The 23501-nt window shown below is 61.2% G+C and carries 16 protein-coding genes; 2 read left to right on the top strand and 14 right to left on the bottom strand.

Features of this window, described 5'->3' with window-relative positions; all coding sequences use genetic code 11:
• Window positions 1-10 precede the first annotated feature (10 nt).
• The 10 genes from IE091_RS02905 to pilM form a co-directional block, all read right to left on the bottom strand.
• Window positions 11-1666 (bottom strand): CTP synthase, encoded by a 1656-nt coding sequence (locus IE091_RS02905; protein WP_039180087.1) that lies wholly within the window; start codon window positions 1664-1666, stop codon window positions 11-13.
• A gap of 234 nt (window positions 1667-1900) precedes the next feature.
• Window positions 1901-3319: an FAD-dependent oxidoreductase gene (locus IE091_RS02900; protein WP_039180089.1), complete on the bottom strand. Its 1419-nt coding sequence runs from the start codon at window positions 3317-3319 to the stop codon at window positions 1901-1903.
• Window positions 3320-3351: 32 nt separating this feature from the next.
• A complete protein-coding gene (gene gltB / locus IE091_RS02895) occupies window positions 3352-7794 on the bottom strand; it encodes a glutamate synthase large subunit (protein WP_039180091.1) in 4443 nt (1480 codons plus the stop codon).
• A gap of 596 nt (window positions 7795-8390) precedes the next feature.
• On the bottom strand, window positions 8391-9497 hold the full coding sequence (gene aroB, locus IE091_RS02890) for a 3-dehydroquinate synthase (protein ID WP_189462775.1): 1107 nt from the start codon (window positions 9495-9497) through the stop codon (window positions 8391-8393).
• Window positions 9494-10060, bottom strand: coding sequence for a shikimate kinase AroK (gene aroK, locus IE091_RS02885; protein WP_096922335.1), 567 nt, complete (start codon window positions 10058-10060; stop codon window positions 9494-9496). The genes aroB and aroK overlap by 4 nt, the downstream gene beginning before the upstream one ends.
• Window positions 10060-12075, bottom strand: a complete 2016-nt coding sequence (locus tag IE091_RS02880; RefSeq protein WP_189462773.1) for a type IV pilus secretin PilQ — start codon at window positions 12073-12075, stop codon at window positions 10060-10062. The genes aroK and IE091_RS02880 overlap by 1 nt, the downstream gene beginning before the upstream one ends.
• A gap of 60 nt (window positions 12076-12135) precedes the next feature.
• Window positions 12136-12654, bottom strand: coding sequence for a pilus assembly protein PilP (locus IE091_RS02875; RefSeq protein ID WP_167385710.1), 519 nt, complete (start codon window positions 12652-12654; stop codon window positions 12136-12138).
• On the bottom strand, window positions 12651-13295 hold the full coding sequence (locus IE091_RS02870; protein ID WP_039180103.1) for a type IV pilus inner membrane component PilO: 645 nt from the start codon (window positions 13293-13295) through the stop codon (window positions 12651-12653). Before IE091_RS02870 ends, IE091_RS02875 begins: the two co-directional genes overlap by 4 nt.
• Window positions 13292-13852 (bottom strand): PilN domain-containing protein, encoded by a 561-nt coding sequence (locus tag IE091_RS02865; protein ID WP_189462771.1) that lies wholly within the window; start codon window positions 13850-13852, stop codon window positions 13292-13294. The genes IE091_RS02870 and IE091_RS02865 overlap by 4 nt, the downstream gene beginning before the upstream one ends.
• Window positions 13849-14910: a type IV pilus assembly protein PilM gene (gene pilM, locus IE091_RS02860; protein WP_039180108.1), complete on the bottom strand. Its 1062-nt coding sequence runs from the start codon at window positions 14908-14910 to the stop codon at window positions 13849-13851. Before pilM ends, IE091_RS02865 begins: the two co-directional genes overlap by 4 nt.
• A 191-nt stretch (window positions 14911-15101) precedes the next feature.
• Here pilM and IE091_RS02855 point away from each other — a divergent pair, with 191 nt between their 5' ends.
• Window positions 15102-17630: a penicillin-binding protein 1A gene (locus IE091_RS02855; RefSeq protein WP_189462769.1), complete on the top strand. Its 2529-nt coding sequence runs from the start codon at window positions 15102-15104 to the stop codon at window positions 17628-17630.
• 104 nt (window positions 17631-17734) lie between these two features.
• Here IE091_RS02855 and IE091_RS02850 read toward each other — a convergent pair whose 3' ends face one another.
• The 4 genes from IE091_RS02850 to lhgO form a co-directional block, all read right to left on the bottom strand.
• On the bottom strand, window positions 17735-19747 hold the full coding sequence (locus tag IE091_RS02850) for a TRAP transporter permease (RefSeq protein WP_039180114.1): 2013 nt from the start codon (window positions 19745-19747) through the stop codon (window positions 17735-17737).
• A 92-nt stretch (window positions 19748-19839) separates the two neighbouring features.
• A complete protein-coding gene (locus IE091_RS02845; RefSeq protein ID WP_039180119.1) occupies window positions 19840-20361 on the bottom strand; it encodes a DUF1850 domain-containing protein in 522 nt (173 codons plus the stop codon).
• A 13-nt stretch (window positions 20362-20374) separates the two neighbouring features.
• A complete protein-coding gene (locus tag IE091_RS02840; protein ID WP_039180122.1) occupies window positions 20375-21334 on the bottom strand; it encodes a TAXI family TRAP transporter solute-binding subunit in 960 nt (319 codons plus the stop codon).
• A gap of 131 nt (window positions 21335-21465) precedes the next feature.
• Window positions 21466-22659 (bottom strand): L-2-hydroxyglutarate oxidase, encoded by a 1194-nt coding sequence (lhgO, locus tag IE091_RS02835; RefSeq protein ID WP_039180126.1) that lies wholly within the window; start codon window positions 22657-22659, stop codon window positions 21466-21468.
• Window positions 22660-22770: 111 nt separating this feature from the next.
• Between lhgO and csiR the strand changes: the two genes are divergently transcribed.
• Window positions 22771-23460, top strand: coding sequence for a DNA-binding transcriptional regulator CsiR (gene csiR / locus IE091_RS02830; protein WP_016914862.1), 690 nt, complete (start codon window positions 22771-22773; stop codon window positions 23458-23460).
• Window positions 23461-23501: the final 41 nt, after the last annotated feature.

Raw genomic sequence — 23501 nt, 5'->3', positions numbered from 1 at the left:
GCTTCCCCCTTTATTCCTGAGGTGTGGCGTGGGCACGGGTACGTGCCGTCTTGTACTCGAGCGCGGCGTTGACGAACCCGGAGAACAGCGGATGGCCATCACGCGGCGTGGAGGTGAATTCCGGATGGAACTGACACGCCACGTACCAGGGGTGGTCGGCAAGCTCGACCATCTCCACCAGCGACTGGTCCACGCTCTTGCCTGAAATCACCAGGCCTGCACGCTCCAGCTCGTCGATGAACTGGTTGTTGACTTCGAAGCGATGGCGATGGCGCTCGACGATCTCGTCAGCGCCGTACGCCTCGCGCGCCTTGCTGCCTGACGTCAAGTGACACACCTGGCCACCCAGACGCATGGTGCCGCCCAGATCAGAGGCCGCATCGCGCAGCTCGATCTTGCCTTCGGCGTTGATCCACTCGGTAATCAGCCCCACTACCGGGTGCTTGGTGTCGTGGGTGAACTCGGTGGAGTTGGCGTCTTTCCAGCCTGCCACGTTACGTGCGAACTCGATCACCGCCACCTGCATGCCCAGGCAGATACCCAGGTAGGGGATGTTGTTTTCACGGGCGAACTGGGCGGTCAGAATCTTGCCTTCGACGCCACGCTCACCAAAGCCGCCCGGCACCAGAATGGCGTCTTTGCCAGCCAGGCGCTCGGTACCGTGACGCTCGATATCTTCGGAGTCGATGTAGTCCACGTTGACCTTGATACGCCCCTGGATACCGGCGTGGATCAGCGCTTCGTTCAATGACTTGTAAGCATCCAGCAGCTCCATGTACTTACCGACCATGGCGATGCTGATGGATTTCAGCGGGTTGAGCTTGGCATCGAGTACCTTGATCCACTCGGAAAGATCGGCCGGTGCCGCTTCCAGGCGCAGCTTGTCGCAGACGATATCGTCCAGACCGTGCTCGTGGAGCATCAGCGGAATGCGGTAGATGGTGTCGGCGTCTTGCAGCGGCACGACCGCACGCTCTTCCACGTTGGTGAACAGCGCGATCTTGCGACGCTCGCTCTCTTCCAGCTCGACTTCGCTGCGGCAAATCAGAATGTCCGGCTGGATACCGATGGAGCGCAGCTCCTTGACGCTGTGCTGGGTCGGCTTGGTCTTGGTTTCGCCAGCGGTCTTGATATAGGGCACCAGAGTCAGGTGCATGTAGATGGCGCGGCTGGCGCCCAACTCGCTGCGAATCTGACGAATGGATTCCAGGAAGGGCAGCGATTCGATATCGCCGACCGTGCCACCGATCTCCACCAGCGCCACGTCGAAGCCTTCGCCGCCGGCGTAGACACGCTGCTTGATCTCATCGGTGATATGGGGAATGACCTGTACCGTGCCGCCCAGGTAGTCACCACGACGCTCCTTGCGCAGTACGTGCTCGTACACTCGGCCGGTGGTGAAGTTGTTGCGCTGGGTCATCTTGGTACGGATGAAGCGCTCGTAGTGCCCCAGGTCCAGATCCGTCTCGGCGCCATCCTCGGTGACGAACACCTCGCCGTGCTGGAAAGGACTCATGGTGCCCGGATCCACGTTGATGTACGGGTCGAGCTTGAGCATGGTGACCTTAAGGCCGCGAGCCTCGAGAATCGCCGCCAGCGAGGCCGACGCGATGCCCTTGCCAAGAGAGGACACAACGCCGCCGGTCACGAAGATATATCGTGTCATGGAAAACCTGTCGAAACGTGATCAAAAGGCGTAACAGAAAGCCACACCAGGATGGGACGACAGAATAGCAGATTACACCCTTCGGCTCAATTTGAACTGAAATGAGCGCCGTGCCGGGTCGCGAGCTAAAGCTGCCTCCCACACTAACCACTGGCTACCCATAAGCAGTGGGAGGCCGATTTATCGGGCAAAGGGGTGCCTCAGGCACCCCCTATCAGCCGCCTCGTTACACGCTTAAACGCCCAGGTAGTCCAGAATGCCTTCGGCGGCCTGGCGGCCTTCATAAATGGCCGTCACCACGAGGTCCGAACCGCGCACCATATCGCCACCAGCAAAGATTTTCTCGTTGCTGGTCTGGAACGCATACTGGCCATGCTCGGGTGCCTTGACCAGATCCCAGTCGTTGACCTCGATATTGGCGCTTTTGAACCATGGGGCCGGGCTTGCCTGGAAACCAAAGGCCACCACCACCGCATCGGCGGCAATGATCTCTTCGGAGCCGGGCACCACTTCCGGGCGACGGCGACCGTTTTCATCCGGCTCGCCCAAGCGCGTCCGCACGACCTTCACGCCCTCGACCTTGTCGTCCCCAACCACCGCCACCGGCTGGCGGTTGAACAGGAACTCGACGCCCTCTTCCCGGGCGTTGGCCACTTCACGGCGCGAACCCGGCATGTTCTCTTCGTCGCGGCGATAGGCACAGGTCACGCTGGCAGCACGCTGACGAATCGAGGTGCGGTTACAGTCCATGGCGGTATCGCCACCACCCAGCACCACGACCCGCTTGCCTTCCATGGAGATGAAGTCGCTGGGGTCTTTTTCGAAGCCCAGGCGGCGGTTGACGTTGGCAATCAGGAAGTCCAGCGCCTTGTAGACACCGGGCAGGTCTTCGCCGGGGAAGCCACCCTGCATGTACTTGTAGGTGCCCATGCCCAGGAACACCGCATCGTACTCCTGCAGCAGCGTCTCGAACTCGATGTCGGTGCCGATTTCGGTATTCAGGCGGAACTCGACGCCCATCTCCTCGAAGACCGCGCGGCGGCGCTCCATGACGTTCTTTTCCAGCTTGAACTCCGGGATACCGAAGGTCAGCAGGCCGCCAATTTCCGGGTACTTGTCGAACACCACGGGCTTGACGCCGTTACGCGCCAGAATGTCGGCACAGCCGAGGCCCGCAGGCCCCGCCCCTACAATGGCGACCTTCTTGTCGGTCCAGACCACCTTGGACATGTCCGGGCGCCAGCCCATGGCAAAGGCGGTATCGGTAATATACTTCTCTACGGAGCCGATGGTGACGGCACCAAAGCCATCGTTCAGAGTGCAGTCGCCCTCGCACAGGCGATCCTGCGGGCACACGCGGCCACACACTTCCGGCAGCGAGTTGGTCTTGTGGGACAGCTCGGCGGCTTCGATGATGTTGCCTTCCACCACCAGCTGCAGCCAGTTGGGAATATAGTTATGTACCGGGCACTTCCATTCGCAGTACGGGTTGCCACAGTGCAAGCAGCGATGCGCCTGACTGGCCGCATCGGTGGGCTTGAAGGGCTCGTAGATTTCCGCGAACTCTTTGGCACGGGTATGTGCCGGTTTTTTCTCGGGGTCTTTACGACCCACGTCGACGAACTGAAAATCGTTATTCAAACGGTTGGCCATGATCTCTCTCCTCGAAGCGTAGGCGCGGACGGTTATTGCGGCTGACGCCGGGATTGATCCAGCAGACTACCCAGGCTGGCGGCCTTGGGCTTCACCAGCCAGAAGTGGCGTGCGTAGTCGCTGAAGTCTTCCAGAATCGCCGCACCACGCGCAGAGCCGGTCGCCGCCACGTAGGCTTCGATCATTTCGCGCAGGTGACGACGATAGGCTTCCATCGCTTCGGTATTCACCCGGTGGATTTCGACCAGCTCGTGGTTGTACTTGTCCACGAAGGTACGATCTTCATCCAGTACGTAGGCAAAACCACCGGTCATGCCTGCCCCAAAGTTGACGCCCGTCTCACCCAGCACACAGACCAGGCCGCCGGTCATGTATTCGCAGCAGTGGTCCCCGGCGCCTTCGATCACCGCCGTGGCGCCAGAGTTACGCACGCCAAAGCGCTCGCCTGCCGTACCCGCCGCAAACAGCGTGCCGCCGGTGGCACCATAGAGGCAGGTGTTGCCGATGATGGCAGTCTTGTGGCTTTCGAACTGGCTGACCTTGGGCGGCACGATCACGATGCTGCCACCGTTCATCCCCTTGCCCACGTAGTCGTTGGCGTCGCCTTCCAGGTAGAGATTCAAACCACGCGCGTTCCAGACACCAAAGCTCTGGCCCGCCACCCCTTTGAAGCGCGCGGTGACCGGCGCCGCTTCCAGGCCATCCTCGCCGTAGCGCTTGGCAATCGCCCCCGAGGTGAGCGCGCCCACGCTGCGGTCGCAGTTGGTGATGGTGAAATCGAAGGTGCCGCCGGACTGAGTGTCGATGGCCTCTTTCAGCGCCGCCAGCACTTCCTGGTTCTTGGCACCGGGGTCGTGGGGCACGTTGCGGCTGACCACGCAGAACTGCGGCGCGTCGGCAGGCACGAAATCGTTGGCCAGCAGCGGCGTCAGGTCCAGCTTGCGCTGCGACGCGGTGTTGCCTTCCAGCACTTCCAGCAGGTCGGTACGGCCAATCAGGTCGGTGAGTTTGCTCACGCCCAGCATGGCCATCAGCTCGCGCACTTCCTCGGCAATGAAGCGGAAGTAGTTCTTCACCATGTCCACGGTGCCACGGAAATGCTCGCCGCGCAGGAAGTCATCCTGAGTAGCGACACCGGTAGCACAGTTGTTGAGATGGCAAATGCGCAGGAACTTGCAGCCCAGCGCCACCATGGGCGCCGTGCCAAAGCCGAAGCTTTCGGCCCCCAGAATGGCCGCCTTGACGACATCCAGTCCGGTTTTCAGGCCGCCATCGGTCTGTAGACGAATCTTGTCGCGCAGGCCATTGATCCGCAGTGCCTGATGCACTTCCGGCAGGCCCAGCTCCCAGGGGGAACCGGCGTGCTTGATGGAGGTGAGCGGGCTCGCCGCCGTGCCGCCATCGTAGCCCGATACGGTGATCAGGTCCGCGTAGGCCTTGGCAACGCCGGTGGCAATGGTACCGATGCCGGGCTCGGAGACCAGCTTCACCGACACCTGGGCATCAGGGTTGACCTGCTTCAGGTCGAAGATCAGCTGCGCCAGGTCTTCGATGGAGTAGATGTCGTGGTGCGGCGGCGGCGAAATGAGCGTCACGCCGGGCACCGAGTAGCGCAGGCGGGCAATCAGTTGATTGACCTTGCCGCCTGGCAGCTGGCCGCCTTCGCCGGGCTTGGCCCCTTGGGCAACCTTGATCTGCAATACGTCTGCATTGACCAGGTAGGCCGGCGTCACGCCGAAACGGCCAGAGGCGATCTGCTTGATCTTCGAGCTGCGGATGGTGCCGTAGCGGGCTGGGTCTTCACCGCCTTCCCCGGAGTTGGAGCGACCTCCGGCCTCGTTCATGGCCTGGGCCAGCGCCTCATGGGCCTCGGGGGAGAGTGCGCCCAGCGACATGCCTGCGCTGTCGAAGCGTGGAATCAGCGCTTCGATGGGCTCGACCTCTTCCAGCGGAATCGGCGTAGCCGCAGGCTTGAGTTTCAGCAGGTCACGAATGGTGGCCACGGGGCGCTCGTTCACCAGCTGCGCGAACTTCTTCCACTTGGTGTAGCTGCCCTCTTGCACCGCCGCTTGCAGCGCCTTGACCACATCCGGGTTATAGGCGTGGTACTCGTGGCCGTGCACGTACTTGAGCATACCGCCCTGAGAAATGCCCTTGCGCGGAATCCAAGCGTCCTTGGCCAGCAGCTCCTGCTGGAGCTGCAGCTCGGCAAAGCCGGTGCCCTGAATGCGCGACGCCATGCCGACGAAACAGGTATCCATCACTTCATCGGCCAGGCCCACGGCTTCGAACAGCATGGAGCCACGGTAGGACGCCAGCGTCGAGATACCCATCTTCGAAAGAATCTTGAACAGCCCCTTCTGCAGGCCCTTGCGGTAGTTCTCGCGGGCATCTGCCGGGTTACCGGTGAGTTCGCCAGTGCGGTGCATGTCGGCCATCACCTGATAGGCCAGCCACGGGTAGACCGCCGTGGCGCCCACGCCGAACAGTACGGCCATCTGGTGGGCGTCGCGGGCATAGCCGGTTTCGACCACGATGTTGGCATTCGGGCGCAGCGCCAGACGCCCCAGGTGCGAGTGCACGGCACCCACGGCCAGGGCTGCCTGGATGGGCAGTTGGCCCTTGGGCAGTTCGGCATCGCTCAGTACCAGAATTACCTTGCCCGCCTTGACCTGCGCTTCGGCTTCCTGGCACAGCGCCACGATGGCTTGCTGGAGGCTGGTGCTTTCCGGGTCGTAACCCAGCGGCAGCAGATGGCTGGCAAATGCAGGGTCGTCCTGACTCACCAGCGCAGTGAACTTGCGTGGCGACAGCACCGGCGTGGTCAGGATCAAGCGGTGCGCGTGCTCCGGCGTGGCCTTGAAGACGTTCAGCTCGGCACCGCAGCAGGTTTCCAGCGACATGACGATCGCTTCGCGCAGCGGGTCGATGGGCGGGTTGGTGACCTGAGCAAACTTCTGACGGAAGAAGTCGGTCAGCAGGCGCGGACGGCTCGACAGGACCGCCATGGGCGTATCGTCGCCCATGGACCCGACGGCTTCCTGGCCGCTTTCTGCCAGCGGACGCAGCACCTGGTCGCGCTCTTCGAAGGTCACCTGGAACATCTTCTGCTGGACGTTCAGGGCGTCGGTATCCATGGTCTGGAACCGCGCCAGCTCGGTCAGCGCCGACTCCAGGTAGCTGGCTTCCTGCTTCAGCCAACGCTTGTAGGGGTAGGCAGATTTCAGGCGGTCATCGATGTCCTGGGTGTGCAGCACTTCGCCGGTGTGGGTATCCACGGCCAGCATCTGACCAGGGCCGACTCGACCTTTGGCCACCACGTCTTCCGGCTGATAGCCGTAGGTGCCGATTTCCGACGCCAGCGTGATGTAGCCATTCTTGGTGATCACCCAGCGCGCCGGGCGCAGCCCGTTACGGTCGAGCATACACACAGCCTGACGGCCGTCGGTCATGACCACGCCAGCGGGGCCATCCCAGGGCTCCATGTGCATGGAGTTGTATTCGTAGAACGCCCGCAGCTCGGCATCCATGGTTTCCACGTTCTGCCAGGCAGGTGGCACCATCATGCGCACGGCGCGGTGCAGCTCCATTCCCCCGGTCAGCAGTACTTCCAGCATGTTGTCCATGCTGGAGGAGTCGGAGCCGGTGGTGTTGACGATTTCATCCAGCTTGGCGATATCGGGCAGACGCTCGTTGACGAAGTTCGCCTTGCGCGAGTTCGCCCAGCCGCGGTTGGCTTCGATGGTGTTGATTTCACCGTTATGTGCCAGCAGGCGGAACGGCTGCGCCAGGGGCCAGCGCGGCGCCGTGTTGGTCGAGAAGCGCTGGTGGAAAACACAAATGGCGGTTTCCAGGCGCGGGTCGTTCAGGTCCTTGTAAAAAGCTGGCAGGTCTTCCGGCATCACCAGGCCTTTATAGGAGACCACTTCGCTGGAAAGCGACGCCACGTAGAAGTCTTCATCACTGCGCAGGGCCTGCTCGGCATAGCGGCGCGCCATGAACAGGTCGACATCGAAGTTGTCGCTGCTGCCGGGCGCCACGAACAGCTGCTCGATACGCGGCAGGCAGTCCAGTGCCATGGGCCCACAGACACTGGAGTCGGTGGGCACGACTCGCCAGCCCAGCACGTCCAGGCCGCGGGCGCTCAGCTCGCCGACCAGGGTTTCCCTGGCCTTGCTGGCACGCGCATCGTCGTCAGGCAGGAATACCACGCCCACGGCAAAGCGCTCGCCCAGCGCCACACCGAGCGCCTCTTGAGCTGCCGCACGCATGAACTGCGCTGGCATCTTGAGCAGCAGACCACAACCGTCGCCGGTTTTGCCGTCTGCCGCGATACCACCGCGATGCGTCATGCAGGTAAGTGATTCAATGGCCGTTTTCAGCAAGTCGTGACTGGCCTGCCCTTCCATATGGGCAATCAGGCCAAAACCACAGTTATCGCGAAACTCGCCAGGCTGGTGAAGACCTCTATTCATTGGGCGTGCCTCTAGTCAGCGTATTTTACCAGCAGCGTTTTTATGGTATTATTTCGGGTTTTTCTTTTTTTATGACTCTTATTACCCGCCTGAAATAAGGCCTTTCCCGCATCCGCTGCTGCAAGAAAATGGTTGCTCAGCATAGCGATTTGCAGCCGCGTAGCGCAATCACCCAGAACTCGCCAACTGCAAAAAAACCTTGTCAAATCCTGTAGTTGCATGCTCAAACTACAAAAAAATACATACACTTCAAGCACTTGCACAGTCATTGCACGATTTTTAAACGCTGCCTACAAAGCATTAGACTTTGGTCTAAAATAAAGCAAAAAACCCATGCCGATAGCGCATAAGCCATGCTGATTGGGTACTGACAGCCAATAAAAAGCCCGCCGTGGCTGGGCGGGCTTTGCCATTGTCATGACTGACGCATGATCAGCATCCGGCGCTACCTCGCTAGGCTTTGTACGAAAAGTCGGCGAGCGATGGCCAGACAAGGCAAAAATCGGCGAAAAGACGGAGTTTACAAGGTGTAAATGAGTACTTTGAGCCGATTTTTAACGCCGTATGGGCGAGCGTAGGCAGTTTTCGTACAAAGCCTAGGCGCGAGGGTAGCCGGTCAGCAGCTCGGTCAGCAGTTCCGGGGGCGTGGCATCGCTGACGCAGGCATCCCCCAGCGCCTTGAGCAGCACCAGCCGCAGGCGCGCATCGACGTTTTTCTTGTCCAGGCGCATGCGCACCAGAAAGTCGTCTGCGCTCATATCGCGCGGCGCGGCCAGCGGTAGTCCGGCACTTTCGATCACCGACCGAGTGCGCGCCAGCGCATCCTCCGTGATCCAGCCCAGCTGGCATGACAGCGTGGCCGCCATGGCCATGCCCGCCCCCACCGCCTCACCGTGCAGCCAGTTGCCATACCCCTGATGCGCTTCGATGGCATGGCCAAAGGTATGCCCCAGGTTCAACAGTGCGCGAACCCCCTGCTCGGTTTCGTCTTCGGCCACGATGTCGGCCTTGATCTGGCAGCTTCTGGCAATCGCCTCGGCCACGATGCCTGGCTCCACCTGACGCAGGGCATCCATGTGCGCTTCCAACCAGCCCAAAAAGTCTTCGTCACGAATGAAGCCATACTTCACGACTTCTGCCAGGCCCGCCGACAGCTCCCGGGGCGGCAGCGTGACCAGGGTATCGATATCGACGATGACGGCTTTGGGCTGCCAGAAAGCGCCAATCATGTTCTTGCCCAGCGGATGGTTCACCCCGGTCTTCCCGCCCACCGAGGAGTCCACCTGCGAGAGCAGGGTGGTGGGCACTTGAATGAACGCGACGCCACGCTGATAGGAGGCCGCCGCATAGCCCACCATGTCGCCAATCACTCCACCGCCCAGCGCAATGAGCGTACAGCGGCGGTTGAACCCCGCCTCCAGCAAGGCATCCCAGATACGGCTGACCTGTTCGATGCTCTTGTACTGCTCGCCATCGGGCAGCACCAGCGTGCGTACGTCAAGGTGCTCGGGCAAGCTTTGGCACAGCGCGTCGAGATAGTGCGGCGCAACGGTCTCGTTGGTGATCACCATGACCTGCTCACCCGCCAGGTAAGGCACGAACCGCTCAGGGCGGTTCAACAACCCCACGCCGATATGAATGGGGTAGCTTCGCTCACCCAGATCCACGTTCAGAGTGCGTTCTATGCCTGAGGGCTGTGTCATGACGATACCTTTGTTTGCGTTGTGCCTGTTGCTTCCAGCGGGTCGACCAGCCGGTGGACCCGGCGCAGAATTTCATTGACCACGGCACGCGGGCTGCGTCGATCCGTACGTACGGTAATATCGGACGTGGCGCGATAGAGGGGGTCACGGGTGGCGAACATGTCGTTGAGCACCTGCTCCCGATCGGCACACTGGAGCAGCGGACGATTACGGTCCTTGGCCGTGCGCTTGAGCTGTTGCTCTACGGTGGTCATCAGGTATACCACGGTACCGCGTTCACGCAGTGCACGGCGATTCTCTTCGCGCAGCACCGCCCCACCTCCGGTGGCCACCACCACGCCAGCAAGCCGTGTCAGCTCATCGATCATCTGGATTTCGCGCTGACGAAAACCGGGCTCCCCTTCCACGTCGAAAATCCACGGGATATCGGCACCGCAACGATCCTGTATGGCATGGTCGCTATCATGAAAGGAGCGCGACAGCTCCGCCGCCAACAGGCGACCTATCGTGCTCTTGCCAGCCCCCATGGGGCCGATCAAAAAAATATTGGGTAAATCCTGCATCAGCGAACCGCCAAACCATCATCAAGTAATCGGGGAGTGATAAAGACCAGTAACTCTACCTTTTCATTGCTCTCTTCGGTATAGCGGAACAGCCGACCGATAAAGGGCAGATCACCCAGCAGCGGCGTCTTGGCCATCTGGCTCAGTTGCTCGGTGGTCAGGATACCGCCCAGTACCACCGTCTGACCGTTGTCCACCAACACCTGGGTTTCGATCTGATTGGTGTCGATGGGCGGCTCGCCGCCAAACTCGCTTTCACGGAAACTGTCGTTCTTGATTACCAGATCCATGATGATGCGATTGTCCGGGGTAATTTGCGGCGTGACCTCCAGCGACAGCTCCGCCTCCTTGAACTCGGTATCGGGGTTGCCTTGGGCATCGACGCTTTGGAAGGCCCGCTCTTCGCCTTGGCGGATGGTGGCCGTACGCTGGTTGGCGGTAATCACGCGTGGCTGCGAAATGGTCTGGCTCTTGCCTTCGCTTTCCAGGGCGCGCAGCTCCAGGTCGAGCAGAATATCCCCCGAGAGATAGCCAAAGCTGAAGCCCGTGCTGGCCGCGGCGGTAGAACCCAGGTCAACGGCCAGCCCACCCTGGGCACGGTTGAGGCCGCCAGGATTGATGTTGCGCGGCACGAACTGCCCGGCTTCGTTTTCCAGGAAGCCTCGCGTGCTGGAGACGCCCCAGTTCACCCCCAACTCCCGGGAAGCGGTATCTCGGGCAATCACGATACGTGCCTCGATCTGCACCTGACGCACCGCCACATCCAGCCTGTCCAGAGTACGCATGATGTCGCGCACCTGTTCCGCCGTGTCTTGAATGAGCAGCGTATTGGTACGCTGATCGACGCTGACGCGGCCACGGTCGGTCAACAAGCCAAACCCGTCACCACCGCGCAGCAGCTGCGCCAGGTCTTCTGCCCGCGCGTACTTGACCTCAACGAACTCGGTGATCAGCGGGGCAAGGGTCTGCTGCTGGTTGCGCGCCTCGATCTCCTGCCGCTCCAGGTCAGCCAGCTCGCTGGCGGGGGCCACCACGATGACATTGCCCTGCTCGCGACTGGAGAGCCCCTGGCTTTGCAGAATCAATGCCAGCGCCTGGTCCCAAGGGACTTCGTTCAGGTTCAAGGTGACGCGCCCCGTCACGCTGTCGCTGGCCACCAGGTTCAGGCCAGTAAACTCGGCCAGCGTCGCCAGCACGGCACGCACTTCGATATCCTGAAAGTTGAGACTCAGGCGATCACCCGTGAACGACTGCCCTTCGCGCTCGCGCTGCTGCTGCGGTGCCTGGCTCACCGGCTGGACCTCGATGGTCAACGTGCGGCCACTCTGCGAGGACAACATGGCGTAAGGGCCTTCCGTTTGCAGCTCCAGCAGCGTGTCACGCTGCCCGGAACGGGGCGTGATGCGGGTAATCGGCGTAGCAAAATCGGTGACATCGTAAATCTGGTTCAAGGCATCGGGGATGTCCACGTCTCGCAATTCGGCAATCACGCGCCCCCCGCTGCCTTCACGCACCTGAGTGACGACACCGTCACGGTCGAAGGTCACCAACAGGCGCCCCGAGCCATCCGTACCGCGGCGGAAGTCGATATCACTGACCTGGGGGCCTTGCGACGTTTCCAGGCCTCCCTGAGGCGAGGCATCAGGCGAGAGCGTAATCCTCAACCGGTCGCCGTCGACCCGTGAGGTGTATTCCAACGGCTGGCTCAGGTCGACCACCAACCGCGTTCGGCCATTGCCTTCCAGCGCCGTGATGCGTTCGACGTCTGCGCTGCCGACATTGATGCGACGCTGTGCCAAGCCGCTTTGCGTATCGGCCAAGTCCAGCGCCAGACGCGGCGGCGCATCCAGGCGATAGCCGCTCAGCTCCGCCACGCCACCGCTGAACTGCAGCAGCAGCTCCACATCGCCACGCGAGGTTTCTCGAACGTCCAGCGCAGTGAGCACGGAGCCCCAGGCCAGCGCAGGCATCATGGCAAACAGGGAAAGCGTTATTTGGCGGAGCGTGATGGCCATAAAAAGTCATCCAGTAACTGAAAAAGGTCGAAACACGTTATGTGGCAGGGCGCTTGCGGCTTACTCCAACGTCAGCGCCGCCGGGCGCTCCTGCCAGCCTTGCTGCTGATTGAAAATGCGCTCGGTCAGCCGCACCTGCTGCGGTTCAATGGCCGTGATGCGTCCATGGTCGGTACCCAGGTAGTTGCCCACCCTGACGCTGGTCACACTGCCATCCGGAGCGGCAATCATGCCCACCTGCTGACCGCCCATGCGCAGCGTGCCCACCAGGCGCAGCGATGGCAACGGAAACTGCTCCAACGGCTCGGGAGGGCGCTGCTGGTCCGGGGCAAGGGCACTTTCCAGCAAGGCCGACGAGGCCTGCGTACGAATGCTCTCGGGTGCTAAAAAGGGGCTACGTGCATCACTATAACGATAATCGACCACTCGGTAATCGGGAATCGTCGGTATTTCTATCGGCGGCTGCCCCGCCGGGCTACGCCGAATGTCATTGAGCTGTTCGTCCAACTGAGCCAGGTTGGCATCCCCGCAGCCAGCCAGCAGTAACAGGCACCCTACCAGGACGGGCCAACGCTTCATGGTGTGCCCCCCTGCTCTGCATCATCTATATAGCTATAGGTGCGCGCCAGCAGCGACATGCGCAGCGTATCACTGCCCTGCTCGATAGGCACCAGAGTGACATCCTGCTGGGTGATGATCCGCGCCTGCTGGCTGATATCCGCCACGAAGCGTGCCAGCTCATGAAAGCCGCCCCTCACCTGGATATCGAAGGGGTGCTCGACATAGTGGGTATTGAGTACCGTGGGGCGAAGGCGAATGGTCTCGATGGTCAGATTGTTGCTCACCGCAGCATCGCTGATACCGTCCAGCAGCGTGGGGATCTCGGCGCTGGTGGGGAGCATGGCACGCATCGAGGAAATCTGCTCTTCCAACAGCGTCAACTGGTCGCGTACCTCCGGCAAGAAAGCCGCTTCACCCACCTTGCCACGATACTCACCCAGCAAACGCACTTCCTGGCGCTGCGCCGCTTCCAGCGCGATGCGTTTCTCGCCGACCAGCCACCAGCTCAGACCGCCGAACACGATGACGAATGCCAGCAAGCAGCACAGGCCTTTCAACAAGGTGGGCCACTCGCCCGCCTCTTTTACATCCAGCGCTTGCCAATCGACGCTCTGCAGACGCTGCCACTCGTCACGCCACCGCTGTCGGCTCCAGATCATGGCGCTGACTCCTTGCTACCGGGCAGCACTTGCACCACCTCGAACTGAAAAACCCGGCTGGTGCCATCCTGGCCGCTGGCGACTTCCGACAACAGCGGCACTCCCAAGCCTGGCATGTCGGCGATTTGACGAAGCTGCTCGGATACCTGCCGCTCGTTACCGGCCATGGCCGAAATACTGACACGGTCACCACTGCGCGCCAGACGCTGATACACCACGCCATCGACCACGCTGGCGGCGATGTCATTGAACAACTTGACCGTGCTGGCCCGCTCGCCCTGCAGCGTTTGAAACAGCGTCAATTGCTCACCCAGGCGAGCGACCGAGGCCTGATAGCGCTGCACATCGGCAATTTCACTGTTCAAACGCTCGAGCTGTTGCGTGATGTACGCATTGCGCTGCTGCTGCGCCGCCAGCTTCTGCTGATAAAGTTGCGAAGCGCCCAGTCCAAGCCCCACGCCCAGCAGCAACATCAGGATGACCAGTTGCGCGAAGCGTCGCGTGCGTCGCTGCCGTCGCGCCTCACGCCAGGGCAGCAGGTTGATGGTGATGCTCATAGCCCGGCCCTCATGGCCAGCCCACCCGCGGTCAGCATGGCCGGTGCATCGTTGGTGAGCCCTTCGATATTGAGACGCTTGTTGATCCGCATGCGCTGAAACGGATTGGCAATGGTCACCGTCATGCCGCTATCTTCGGAGATGCGCTCTGCCAGGCCGGGTATCACGCTCGACCCGCCGGCCAGAACGATATGCTGCACTTCATGCTGGCGGCCAGCGGTGTAATAAAGCTGCAAGGAGCGCCCCACCTGCTGGACGACCGTGTCGAGAAAGGGATTGAGCACTTTCTCCTGATAGTCATCGGGCAAGCCACCGCGTTTCTTGGCAAACCCGGCTTCTTCGATACTGAGCGAATAGTAGTCACGGATGGCATCGGTCAGCTGTCGGCCACCAAACACCGTGTCGCGGCTGTAGACGATATGGCCACCGCGCACTACATGGAAGGCATTCATGTTGGCCCCGACATCCACCAGGCCTACGCAGGCGTTGGGGTCGCTATCCACCTTCAGCTGGCGGCGCAGCTCGGCCAACGAGCGCTCCATGGCGAAGGTTTCCACGTCGACGGCAGCGGGTTCGAGCCCTGCACGCTCCAGGGTTTCGGTCAATTGGGAGACATCCTGCTGACGGCAAGCCACCAGAATGACCTGCTGCTGCTCTTCATCGAAAGGCGCAGGGCCCAGGCAGTGAAAATCGAACGCCACTTCACTGAACGGAAAGGGGATATGGCGGTCAGACTCGGCGATGATCCGTTCTTCTATCTCGTCTTCGCTGAGCGAGACGGGAAATTGCAGCGTTTTGGTAATCGCAGCGCTGGCAGGAACGGCGACGGCGGCCTTGCGGGTCGAAGGCTTGGCATGCTCCACTGCCCGGCTCAACACGTTGGCCACATCGTTGATATCTCGGATGCGTCGCTCGACCACTGCGCCTTCACGCAGGGGGCGCACGGCGTAGCTTTCTACCTGAAAATTGTCATTGCACTGCTTGAGTTCGAGCAGCTTGACGGTCGCCGAGGTAATATCGACACCAATCAACCCTTTACTGGGTGCTAGTAAGCGCATGTTGAGTCCGGCTCCGCCTGCCTATCGTGCAAGTTTCGAGGTTACATGATTTTTGCTTAAGGCACACGCCAATGCCTCTACGCCATATCAACACTGGTGGCCGCTGCTTCCCCTTCCTATAATGGCAGCCATTGCGCGCTATGGCGGTTACACCACCATACCTACTCTCTTTTCATGGGTGCCCACTGTTCATGACGTTTTTACGAACTCTAGTGCTGTCGCTATTTTCGCTGGTCGTTGCGCTGATGGGCGCCACGGTACTGGCGGTCATCGGCGCGGCGATCTACTTCTCTCCGGGTTTGCCCGACGTTCGGCAACTGCAGAATTTCGAGCTGCACACGCCGCTCCGTATCTACACCAATGACGGCAAGCTGATTGGCGAATTTGGCGAAGAGCGCCGCATGGCGATCGACTTCGATGACATCCCGGACAACATGGTCAACGCGCTGATTGCCGCCGAGGATGCCAGCTTCTTCAACCATGCCGGTGTCGACCCGCGCGGCCTGGCCCGGGCAGCGGTCGAGCTCGTTCAGAGCGGGGGTTCCATCCAGTCCGGTGGCTCCACCATCACCATGCAGGTGGCGCGTAACTACATGCTGACACTGGACCAGACGTTCACGCGTAAAATACGCGAGATCCTGCTGGCCCTGCAGATGGAAAAAGTGCTCAGCAAAGAGGAAATCTTCGAGCTCTACGTCAACAAGATCTTCCTTGGCAACCGCGCCTACGGTATCGCCGCAGCGGCGGAGACCTACTACAACAAGCCGCTGGCCGAGCTGAGCCTGGCCGAAACTGCCATGATTGCAGGCCTGCCCAAGGCGCCATCTGCCTTCAACCCGCTGGCCAACTCCGAGCGCTCGCTGATTCGTCGTAACTGGATCCTGTTCCGCATGCGCGAACTGGGCTACATCGACAACGAGGCTTACCAAGCCTCGGTGCAGGACCCGGTCACCGCTCGTCGCCACTTCACCCAAACCGAGGTGGATGCGGCCTATGTCTCTGAAATGGCCCGTCAGTACGCCATCGAGCGCTTTGGCGATGCGGCCTATACCGGCGGCTACCGCATTTACACCACCATCGACAGCACCATGCAGCCTTTCGCCCGCCAGGCATTGGCCAACGGTTTGATTGCCTATGACCTGCGTCACGGCTGGCGCGGTGCCGAACAGCGCGAAATCGCCCCTAGCCTGGTCGAAGCCCAGGAGCAGACCAATACCCAGGGCCTCGAAGAGGAGCTCTCGGAGTCACCTGAAATTCGCCAGACCGCTCGTCAGGCCGCCCAGCGCAGCCAGACGGAAGTGGAAGGTGTCGATGGCGACGTGAGCAACTGGCTGCAGGTACTCGAACGCACGCCCAACTATGGCCTGCTGCGTCCCGCCATCGTGGTCGAAAGCAGTGGCCGCGAAATGCAGGTACTCACCCGTGGCGGTGAACTGCACACCATCGCCTGGAGCGGCTTGAGCTGGGCGCGCCCCTACCTCAGCCCGCGCAGCCGAGGTGCCGAACCCAGCAGCGCCAGCCAGATTGCCGAGCGTGGCGACCTGATTCGTGTCATCGAGAATGACGACGGCTCCCTGCGTCTCTCTCAACGCCCGGATGCCGAAGGCTCCCTGGTGGCCCAGGACCCGCGTACCGGTGCGATTCTGGCCCTGCAAGGTGGCTTCGACTTCAACGCCAGCAAGTTCAACCGCGCCGTACAGGCTCAGCGCCAGTCGGGCTCCATCTTCAAGCCGTTCATCTATCTGGCGGCACTGGAAGATGGCGAAATGAACGCCGCCAGCGTGGTCAATGATGCCCCCGTAGTGCTGGACGACGGCAGCAACGCCCTGTGGCGCCCGGTGAACTCCAGCCGTGACTTCCAGGGCCCCATGCGCCTGCGCCCTGCGCTGGCTCGCTCTCGCAACCTGGTCACCATTCGTGTGCTGCAGACCATGGGGCTGGATCACACCATCCAGTACCTGGAAGGGTTCGGGTTTGCGCCCCAGCGCCTGCCACGTGGCCTGTCGCTGGCGCTGGGCAGTGCCGACCTGACGCCGCTGGAAATGACCAATGCCTACGCCGTGATTGCCAACGGCGGCTTCCAGGTCTCCCCTTGGTTCATCGACCGGATTACCCGCGATGACGACAACGAGTTGATCGACGAAGCCACCCCGCAGGTGGCCTGTGCCAGCTGTGCCGAAGGCCAGGAAAGCGTGGAGATCAACGGCAAGACCTACCCGATTGCCCCCCGTGTGGCTGATGCAGCGGCGGTGTATATCCTGCGTGACATGCTGCGCGACGTCATCACCTCGGGCACTGGCCGTGCGGCGCTCAGCTTGAATCGCGATGATATCGTGGGCAAGACGGGCACCACCAACAGCCAGCGAGATGCCTGGTTCGCGGGCTTCAACAGCGCGCTGGTGACCACCGTTTGGGTCGGCAAGGACAGCAATGAAACCATCGCCGAGTATGGTGCCAATGCCGCCCTGCCCATCTGGATCGAGTTCATGGGGGATGCGTTGGCAGGCTCACCGTCGGCGATTCCGGATCGCCCCGACACGGTGGTCTCGGCACGCGTAGACTCGGAAACGGGACGTCGCCTGCACGATGACCAGCCGGGCGGTATTTCCGAGCTGTTCCACCGTGACCACTTGCCCGACTACCAGGCACGCCGGATCAGCCAGGAGCTGGAAGAAGCCAGCGGCTCACAGGGCTCAGGCGCAGCAGAATCGATCTTCTAACTGCCCGCCAGCCCGCCCTGAGGTCGACAGTCCAACCTGAACCGCAGGCATGAAAAAGCCCGGGAACCTCTCAAGGTTTCCGGGCTTTCTGTTAGGGATGGCCGTTAACTCGCTACGCTCAGCGCCTCACGTCGGCTGGCTTGCCAGTTGGCCGCAATGACCACCGCCATGACCACCACGCCTGCGATTTCTGTCCACAGGCTGGGGTAGAACACTGCGAAGATCGCGCCGCCAATGGCCAGACGCGGCACCCAAGACATGCGCGTGAACAGGTAGCCCTCCAGCGACGCGGCAAACGCCCCCAGCGCCAGAATGGCGATGACGCCGTTCCAGATCACCACCGGTACCGGCCCACCCACGATGATCTCCGGGTTGAACACCATGAACAGCGGGATCAGGTAGAGCCCCTTGGCAAACTTCCACGCCTGCACGCCGGTTTCCATGGGTTTACTGCCCGCAATCGCTGCCCCGGCAAAGCCTGCCAAGGCGATGGGAGGCGTCACGTTGGAGTCCTGGGAGTACCAGAACACCACCAGGTGAGCGATCAGCAGCGGCACGCCGAACTCGGCTGTCAAGGCTGGGCCGACCAGCACGATCAATACGATATAGCTGGCCGTCACGGGCAGACCCATGCCCAGAATCAGACTCGCCAGCAGGACCATCAACAGTGCCAGCACCAGGTTACCGCCAGAGAAGGCCAGCATCATGGAGGAGAACTTGAGCCCCAGGCCAGTCAGCCCCACGACGCCCACGATGATCCCTGCCACAGCACAGGCCATGGAAACCGCCACGGCGTTGCGCGCGCCCAGCTCCAGCCCCTGAACCAGCTTCACCAGCCCGGCCCACAGCACCCCCTTGGTGCGCTCGAAGGTCACGGGTTGGCCCTGCTTGGGAGCCACGAAGAAGTACCACAGCGCATAGCGGATCACCGCCACGGCGACCATGGTCACCACCGCGTAGTAGCCCACCCGCATGGGCGACATGCTCATGGCCAGCAGCCATACCAGCACCGCCAGCGGCAGCAGGAAATGCCAGCCATCCTTCATTACCTGGCGCATCTGCGGCAGCTCGCTCTTGGGCATGCCCTGCATGCCTTGCTTCAAGGCGATGATGTGGACGAAGAGATACACCGTGGCAAAGTACATGATGGCCGGCAGAATACTGATCTTGACGATTTCCAGGTACGGCGTATTGGTGTACTCGGCAATCAGGAACGCCCCGGCCCCCATCAGCGGCGGCATGATCTGCCCACCGGTAGAAGCCGCCGCCTCGATGCCTCCCGCCTGCTTCGGCTTGTAGCCCAGCTTCTTCATCAGCGGAATGGTGAACGCTCCGGTGGTCACCACGTTGGCGATGGCACTGCCAGAAATCGACCCCATGCCCGCCGATGCCAGCACCGCCGCCTTCGCCGGGCCACCACGCTGCCTGCCCGTGGCTGCGTAAGCCATGTCGATGAAGAACTTGCCTGCGCCCGTGCTTTCCAGAAACGCACCAAACAGGACGAATATGAAGATATAAGTGGCGGCCACGCCCAGCGGCAGGCCGAAGATGCCTTCTTGCCCCAGGTAGAGCTGACCCGCCACGCGGTCGAGGCTGTAGCCACGGTGAGCCATGATGCCGGGCATCCACTCGCCCAGCCAGGGCAGCTCGCCCCGTGGCCCGGCAAAGGCATAGATGATCGCCAGCAGGCCAATGATCGTCATGCCCAGGCCCACCGCACGGCGGCTGGCTTCCAGTACGGTCACCGTGGCAATACAGGCCACCAGAATGTCCGTCTCGTTCCAGAATCCGGCGCGGCTGAAAATGGCGTCCAGGTTGAGCACCAGGTACCCCCCGGTGATCAGCGCCCCGGCGAAGAAGATAAAATCGATCCCCCAGCCCAGCACACCGCGTTTACGGTGAGGGCCAAAAGCCGGAAACATCAGAAACGCCAACAGCATGATCAGCGCAAGGTGGATACTGCGCTGATAGAAGAGACCCAGGGGTTGAATACCCGCAGAATAGAGTTGGAATAACGAAAGCCCCACGGCAACAATGGTGATACACCACAGCACAATGCGGGGTTGAATCGCATTCCCGCCCGGCATGATGACCGGCGGTGGAGTGGATTCGTTCATGAAGTCCTCGGAAGCGTTAGCTAACTTATACGTTATGTAATAGCGCCAGGCGTGGTACACCCGGCTTTATGTGATGTGCTTGGCAACAGCTTTCATTGACAGATATCGTCATGGGGCAAGACGTCGCGAGCCTCCATCAGTTGAATCGTGACACGCTGCCCAGCCACCCGCTCGCTCAAGCTGCACGCGGCATGCTCACCATCGGGCCAGACCACCTGATGGTTTACCGCGAGAGCCCCCACCCGTAGTGCGTAGCGGTTATTGGGCACCGATTCGTTAATCTCATTGATCCAGTAGCCACCCTCCCCATCCGACACTTGCTCGCCACGTCCCAGGACATGCCCGAGCCCAGCGGCAAAATCCGGCTGATGGCTACGCTCCAGCTGCAGCGTTCCTGCCGCATTACGGTAGCAGTCCAGGACCGTGAAATGCTTTACCGAGTGCTGCCACTGGATGCACCAGCGGCTGCCGCTGGGTGCCGCGACATCCAGCAGCGCCTGATGGTCTGCGGTCGTGACGACCAGACGCTGCGACGCCGAAGCAGGGGTAGCCCCCGCTTCGGCGCACATGCCGCTCATCGTGAGAAGCGCCACCAGTGGAAAATACCACCGCATAGCGGCTCCGCGATTACGGGCGCAGGTTGTCAGGGATATCCGCACCGGCTTCTTCGAAGTAGCGGATAGCGCCCGGATGCAGCGGCACTGGCGTAGAGCCCATGGTGAACTCGACGGTAGTGTCGTTGGCTGCCGGGTGAACGGCGATCAGCTCATCGATGTTTTCGAACAGCAGGTGGGTCAGTTGGTAGGCCAGCTCTTCGTCCATATCGGCATTGACGACCAGTACGTTGGGAATACCAATGGTCTGGACCGCTTCGTCCATGCCATCGTACATGCCCGCGGCCAGTTCATAAGGCGCAAACACCGCTTCCACTTCCTGAGCGTTGGCAATCTCTTCATCGGACAGGCCGATCAGGCGAATATCGCGCGTGGCAGCAAGGTTGAGAATCGAGCTGGTGGGCGGACCAACGCTCCAGAAACCGGCGTCGATATCGCCATCACGAATGGCATCGGCGGTTTCGTTGAAGTTCAGGCGCTGGGGAGTGAAGTCGCTGTAGCTGACGCCATTGGCTTCCAGCAGAGCACGCGCGTTCAGCTCGGTGCCGCTACCCGGCGCACCCACGGAGACGCGTTTTCCAGCCAGATCCGCAATGCTGTGAATGTCCGACTCGGCCAGCGTCACGAGCTGCACCGCGTTCGGGTAGACCGAGGCCAGTGCGCGAGTATTCTCGATCTGACGACCTTCAAAATCACCCGTACCGGTATAGGCCTGATAAGCGGTATCGGCCAGGACCAAGGCCAGATCGGCATCACCGCGCATGATCAGCCCCATGTTCTCGACGGAAGCGCCGGTCACTTCGGCGGTCGCCTGAGCGCCATCGATATGGTTGTTGATCATTTCGGCAAAGCCACCACCGATCGGGTAGTAAACGCCGCCGGTACCGCCGGTCGCGATGGAGAGCTGCTGAGCGCTGGCGGGCAGAGCAGCCGCCATCATGGTCGCTGCAACGGTATATTTTAGTTTTTTCATTGGAATTGCCTCCGTCCTGCTTGGACTTATTGATTATGGTTGACGTAAAGGAGGTAAGGAGCCAGTTTCTCGCCGCCGTCAGCGGCGCCGAGAACGGTATTTAAACGTTAGCACGGCAGTCGCGTTAGATACTAATCCAACAACGTTTTCACCTGCTCCACGATATGCGCACCAATGGGTAGCGCCGAGGTCGCCGCAGGCGATGGCGCATTGCCCACGTTGACCGTGCGCGGAGTATTCACGAACAGGAAGTCATCCACCAGCCGACCATCGTTGGAGACCGCCTGAGCGCGTACGCCCGCCGGGTAAGGGGTCAAATCCTCCAGGGTCAGGCTCGGGCAGTACTTGCGTACCAACTCCAGATAGCCGCGCTTGTAAAGCGAGTTTTTCATTTCTACCAGCCCAGGCTTGAGATGCTTGCCCAGCACTTTCAGGATGCCCGGGTGGCTGAACATCTGCCCCATATCGCGTAGCGACATGTCCTGCTTGCGATACCCTTCGCGCTTGAGCGCCAGCACCGCATTGGGCCCAACGGTGACCGTGCCGTCGATCATGCGGGTCAGGTGAACACCCAAAAAAGGCATGGCGGGGTCGGGAATCGGGTAGATCAGGTGGTTGACGATGCGGTTGTGGCGCTCGGGAAGCAGGTAGTATTCGCCACGGAAGGGGCAAATCGTGAAACCGGGGTCCTTGCCCAGCATGCGGATCACCCTGTCGGCCATCAACCCCGAGCAGGAGACCAGATAGCGGCTGGTGAAGGTCTCGTGCTCGGTGGTCACCACGACCTCATCGGCCCGCTCGTCAAGGCCCGTCACGCAGTGATCGAAGCGAATCTCGCCGCCCAGCCGGGTGAACTCGGCGGCCATCGCCTGGGTGACTTCGGCATAGTTCACGATGCCGCTGGAAGGCACGAAAATGCCCGCCACACCGGTAATGTTGGGCTCTCGCTCCTTGAGCGCCGCGGCCTCCAACCACTCCCGCTCCAGACCGTTGGCCGCCGTGCGCTCCCAGAGCGCTTCCATACGCTGCTTTTCCAGCGGATTGGTGGCCACCAGCAGCTTGCCGCAGATGTCGTAACGCACGCCATGCTGGTCACAGAACTCGCGGGTCGCACGGTTACCCTCCAGGCAAAACTTCGCTTTCAGGCTTCCTGGCGTGTAATACACCCCGGCATGAATCACGCCGCTGTTATGGCCGGTTTGATGCTGAGCGGGGCCTGCTTCCTTTTCCAACACCAGCAAGCGTTTGTCCGGGTAGGCCTGTTGCAACTGCATGGCGGTGGAAAAACCCAGTATGCCGCCGCCGACAATGATGAAATCCCACATGAATGTCGTTACCTGTGCCAAATTTTCAAAATTTATTGATAATAGCCGTTATTCTACGTTGACCGCCACGCCCCTACATTGGTCTAAGCCACACTGATCCAAGGAGTCCCCATGGAGCACGATGCACCGCGCCAGAACCTAGCGATTAGCGCTTACCACGCGCTCAAGCAGGACATCATTCGTGGCCGCTATGCCCCCGAAGAGAAGCTCTTGATGAGCCGTTTGAAAGAGTATTACGGCGTGAGCACCGGCCCCCTGCGTGAAGCGCTGTCACAGCTGGTCGCCGACCGGCTGGTCGTGGCCATCAGCCAACGGGGCTACCGGGTGGCGGCCATGTCGCTGGCCGAACTGAACGATATCTACGACGCTCGCGCTCAGTTGGAAGGGCTGATTTTGCGCCTCGCCATCGAACGTGGCGACGACGACTGGGAAGCCAACGTCCTGGCCACGGCACACCGCCTGGCCAAAGTCACCGACGTCAGCTCCCCCGACGAACTGCTGGACGGCTGGGATTTACGCCACAAGGCGTTCCATACCGCCATTGCCAGCGGCTGCAACTCCCCCCACCTGCTGCAGATGCGCAACACCCTGTTCGATCAGGTAGAGCGCTATCGCCACCTGTGGCTGCAAGAGACCGTCATGTCGCCCCAGGCGCTGGACATCAAGCGCCAGGAGCACGCTGCGCTGGTCGACGTCATTCTCGCCCGCAACACCGAGCAGGCGGCCGACCTGATGCGCGACCACCTGATGACCCCGGTGCCTATCATCACACGGGTACTGCAAGCCCGCGGCATCGATTGAATGCCGGGCGATTAAATTCTGCGTTTTAAAAAAATGTAGAT

It is taken from the genome of Vreelandella hamiltonii, assembly GCF_014651775.1.
Lineage (GTDB): Bacteria > Pseudomonadota > Gammaproteobacteria > Pseudomonadales > Halomonadaceae > Vreelandella > Vreelandella hamiltonii.
The sequence above is the reverse complement of the archived record's forward strand: the minus strand, read 5'-3'. Positions and strand labels throughout refer to the sequence as shown.

What these genes read in the sequence shown, in the direction of transcription:
- IE091_RS02855 (WP_189462769.1), top strand. Translation starts at nt 15,102, where the DNA reads ATGACGTTTTTACGAACTCTAGTGCTGTCGCTATTTTCGCTGGTCGTT.
- gltB (WP_039180091.1), bottom strand. Translation starts at nt 7,794, where the DNA reads ATGAATAGAGGTCTTCACCAGCCTGGCGAGTTTCGCGATAACTGTGGT.
- IE091_RS02880 (WP_189462773.1), bottom strand. Translation starts at nt 12,075, where the DNA reads ATGGCCATCACGCTCCGCCAAATAACGCTTTCCCTGTTTGCCATGATG.
- IE091_RS02905 (WP_039180087.1), bottom strand. Translation starts at nt 1,666, where the DNA reads ATGACACGATATATCTTCGTGACCGGCGGCGTTGTGTCCTCTCTTGGC.
- aroB (WP_189462775.1), bottom strand. Translation starts at nt 9,497, where the DNA reads ATGACACAGCCCTCAGGCATAGAACGCACTCTGAACGTGGATCTGGGT.
- IE091_RS02870 (WP_039180103.1), bottom strand. Translation starts at nt 13,295, where the DNA reads ATGATCTGGAGCCGACAGCGGTGGCGTGACGAGTGGCAGCGTCTGCAG.
- IE091_RS02900 (WP_039180089.1), bottom strand. Translation starts at nt 3,319, where the DNA reads ATGGCCAACCGTTTGAATAACGATTTTCAGTTCGTCGACGTGGGTCGT.
- IE091_RS02840 (WP_039180122.1), bottom strand. Translation starts at nt 21,334, where the DNA reads ATGAAAAAACTAAAATATACCGTTGCAGCGACCATGATGGCGGCTGCT.
- IE091_RS02875 (WP_167385710.1), bottom strand. Translation starts at nt 12,654, where the DNA reads ATGAAGCGTTGGCCCGTCCTGGTAGGGTGCCTGTTACTGCTGGCTGGC.
- lhgO (WP_039180126.1), bottom strand. Translation starts at nt 22,659, where the DNA reads ATGTGGGATTTCATCATTGTCGGCGGCGGCATACTGGGTTTTTCCACC.
- IE091_RS02865 (WP_189462771.1), bottom strand. Translation starts at nt 13,852, where the DNA reads ATGAGCATCACCATCAACCTGCTGCCCTGGCGTGAGGCGCGACGGCAG.
- IE091_RS02845 (WP_039180119.1), bottom strand. Translation starts at nt 20,361, where the DNA reads ATGCGGTGGTATTTTCCACTGGTGGCGCTTCTCACGATGAGCGGCATG.
- IE091_RS02850 (WP_039180114.1), bottom strand. Translation starts at nt 19,747, where the DNA reads ATGAACGAATCCACTCCACCGCCGGTCATCATGCCGGGCGGGAATGCG.
- csiR (WP_016914862.1), top strand. Translation starts at nt 22,771, where the DNA reads ATGGAGCACGATGCACCGCGCCAGAACCTAGCGATTAGCGCTTACCAC.
- aroK (WP_096922335.1), bottom strand. Translation starts at nt 10,060, where the DNA reads ATGCAGGATTTACCCAATATTTTTTTGATCGGCCCCATGGGGGCTGGC.
- pilM (WP_039180108.1), bottom strand. Translation starts at nt 14,910, where the DNA reads ATGCGCTTACTAGCACCCAGTAAAGGGTTGATTGGTGTCGATATTACC.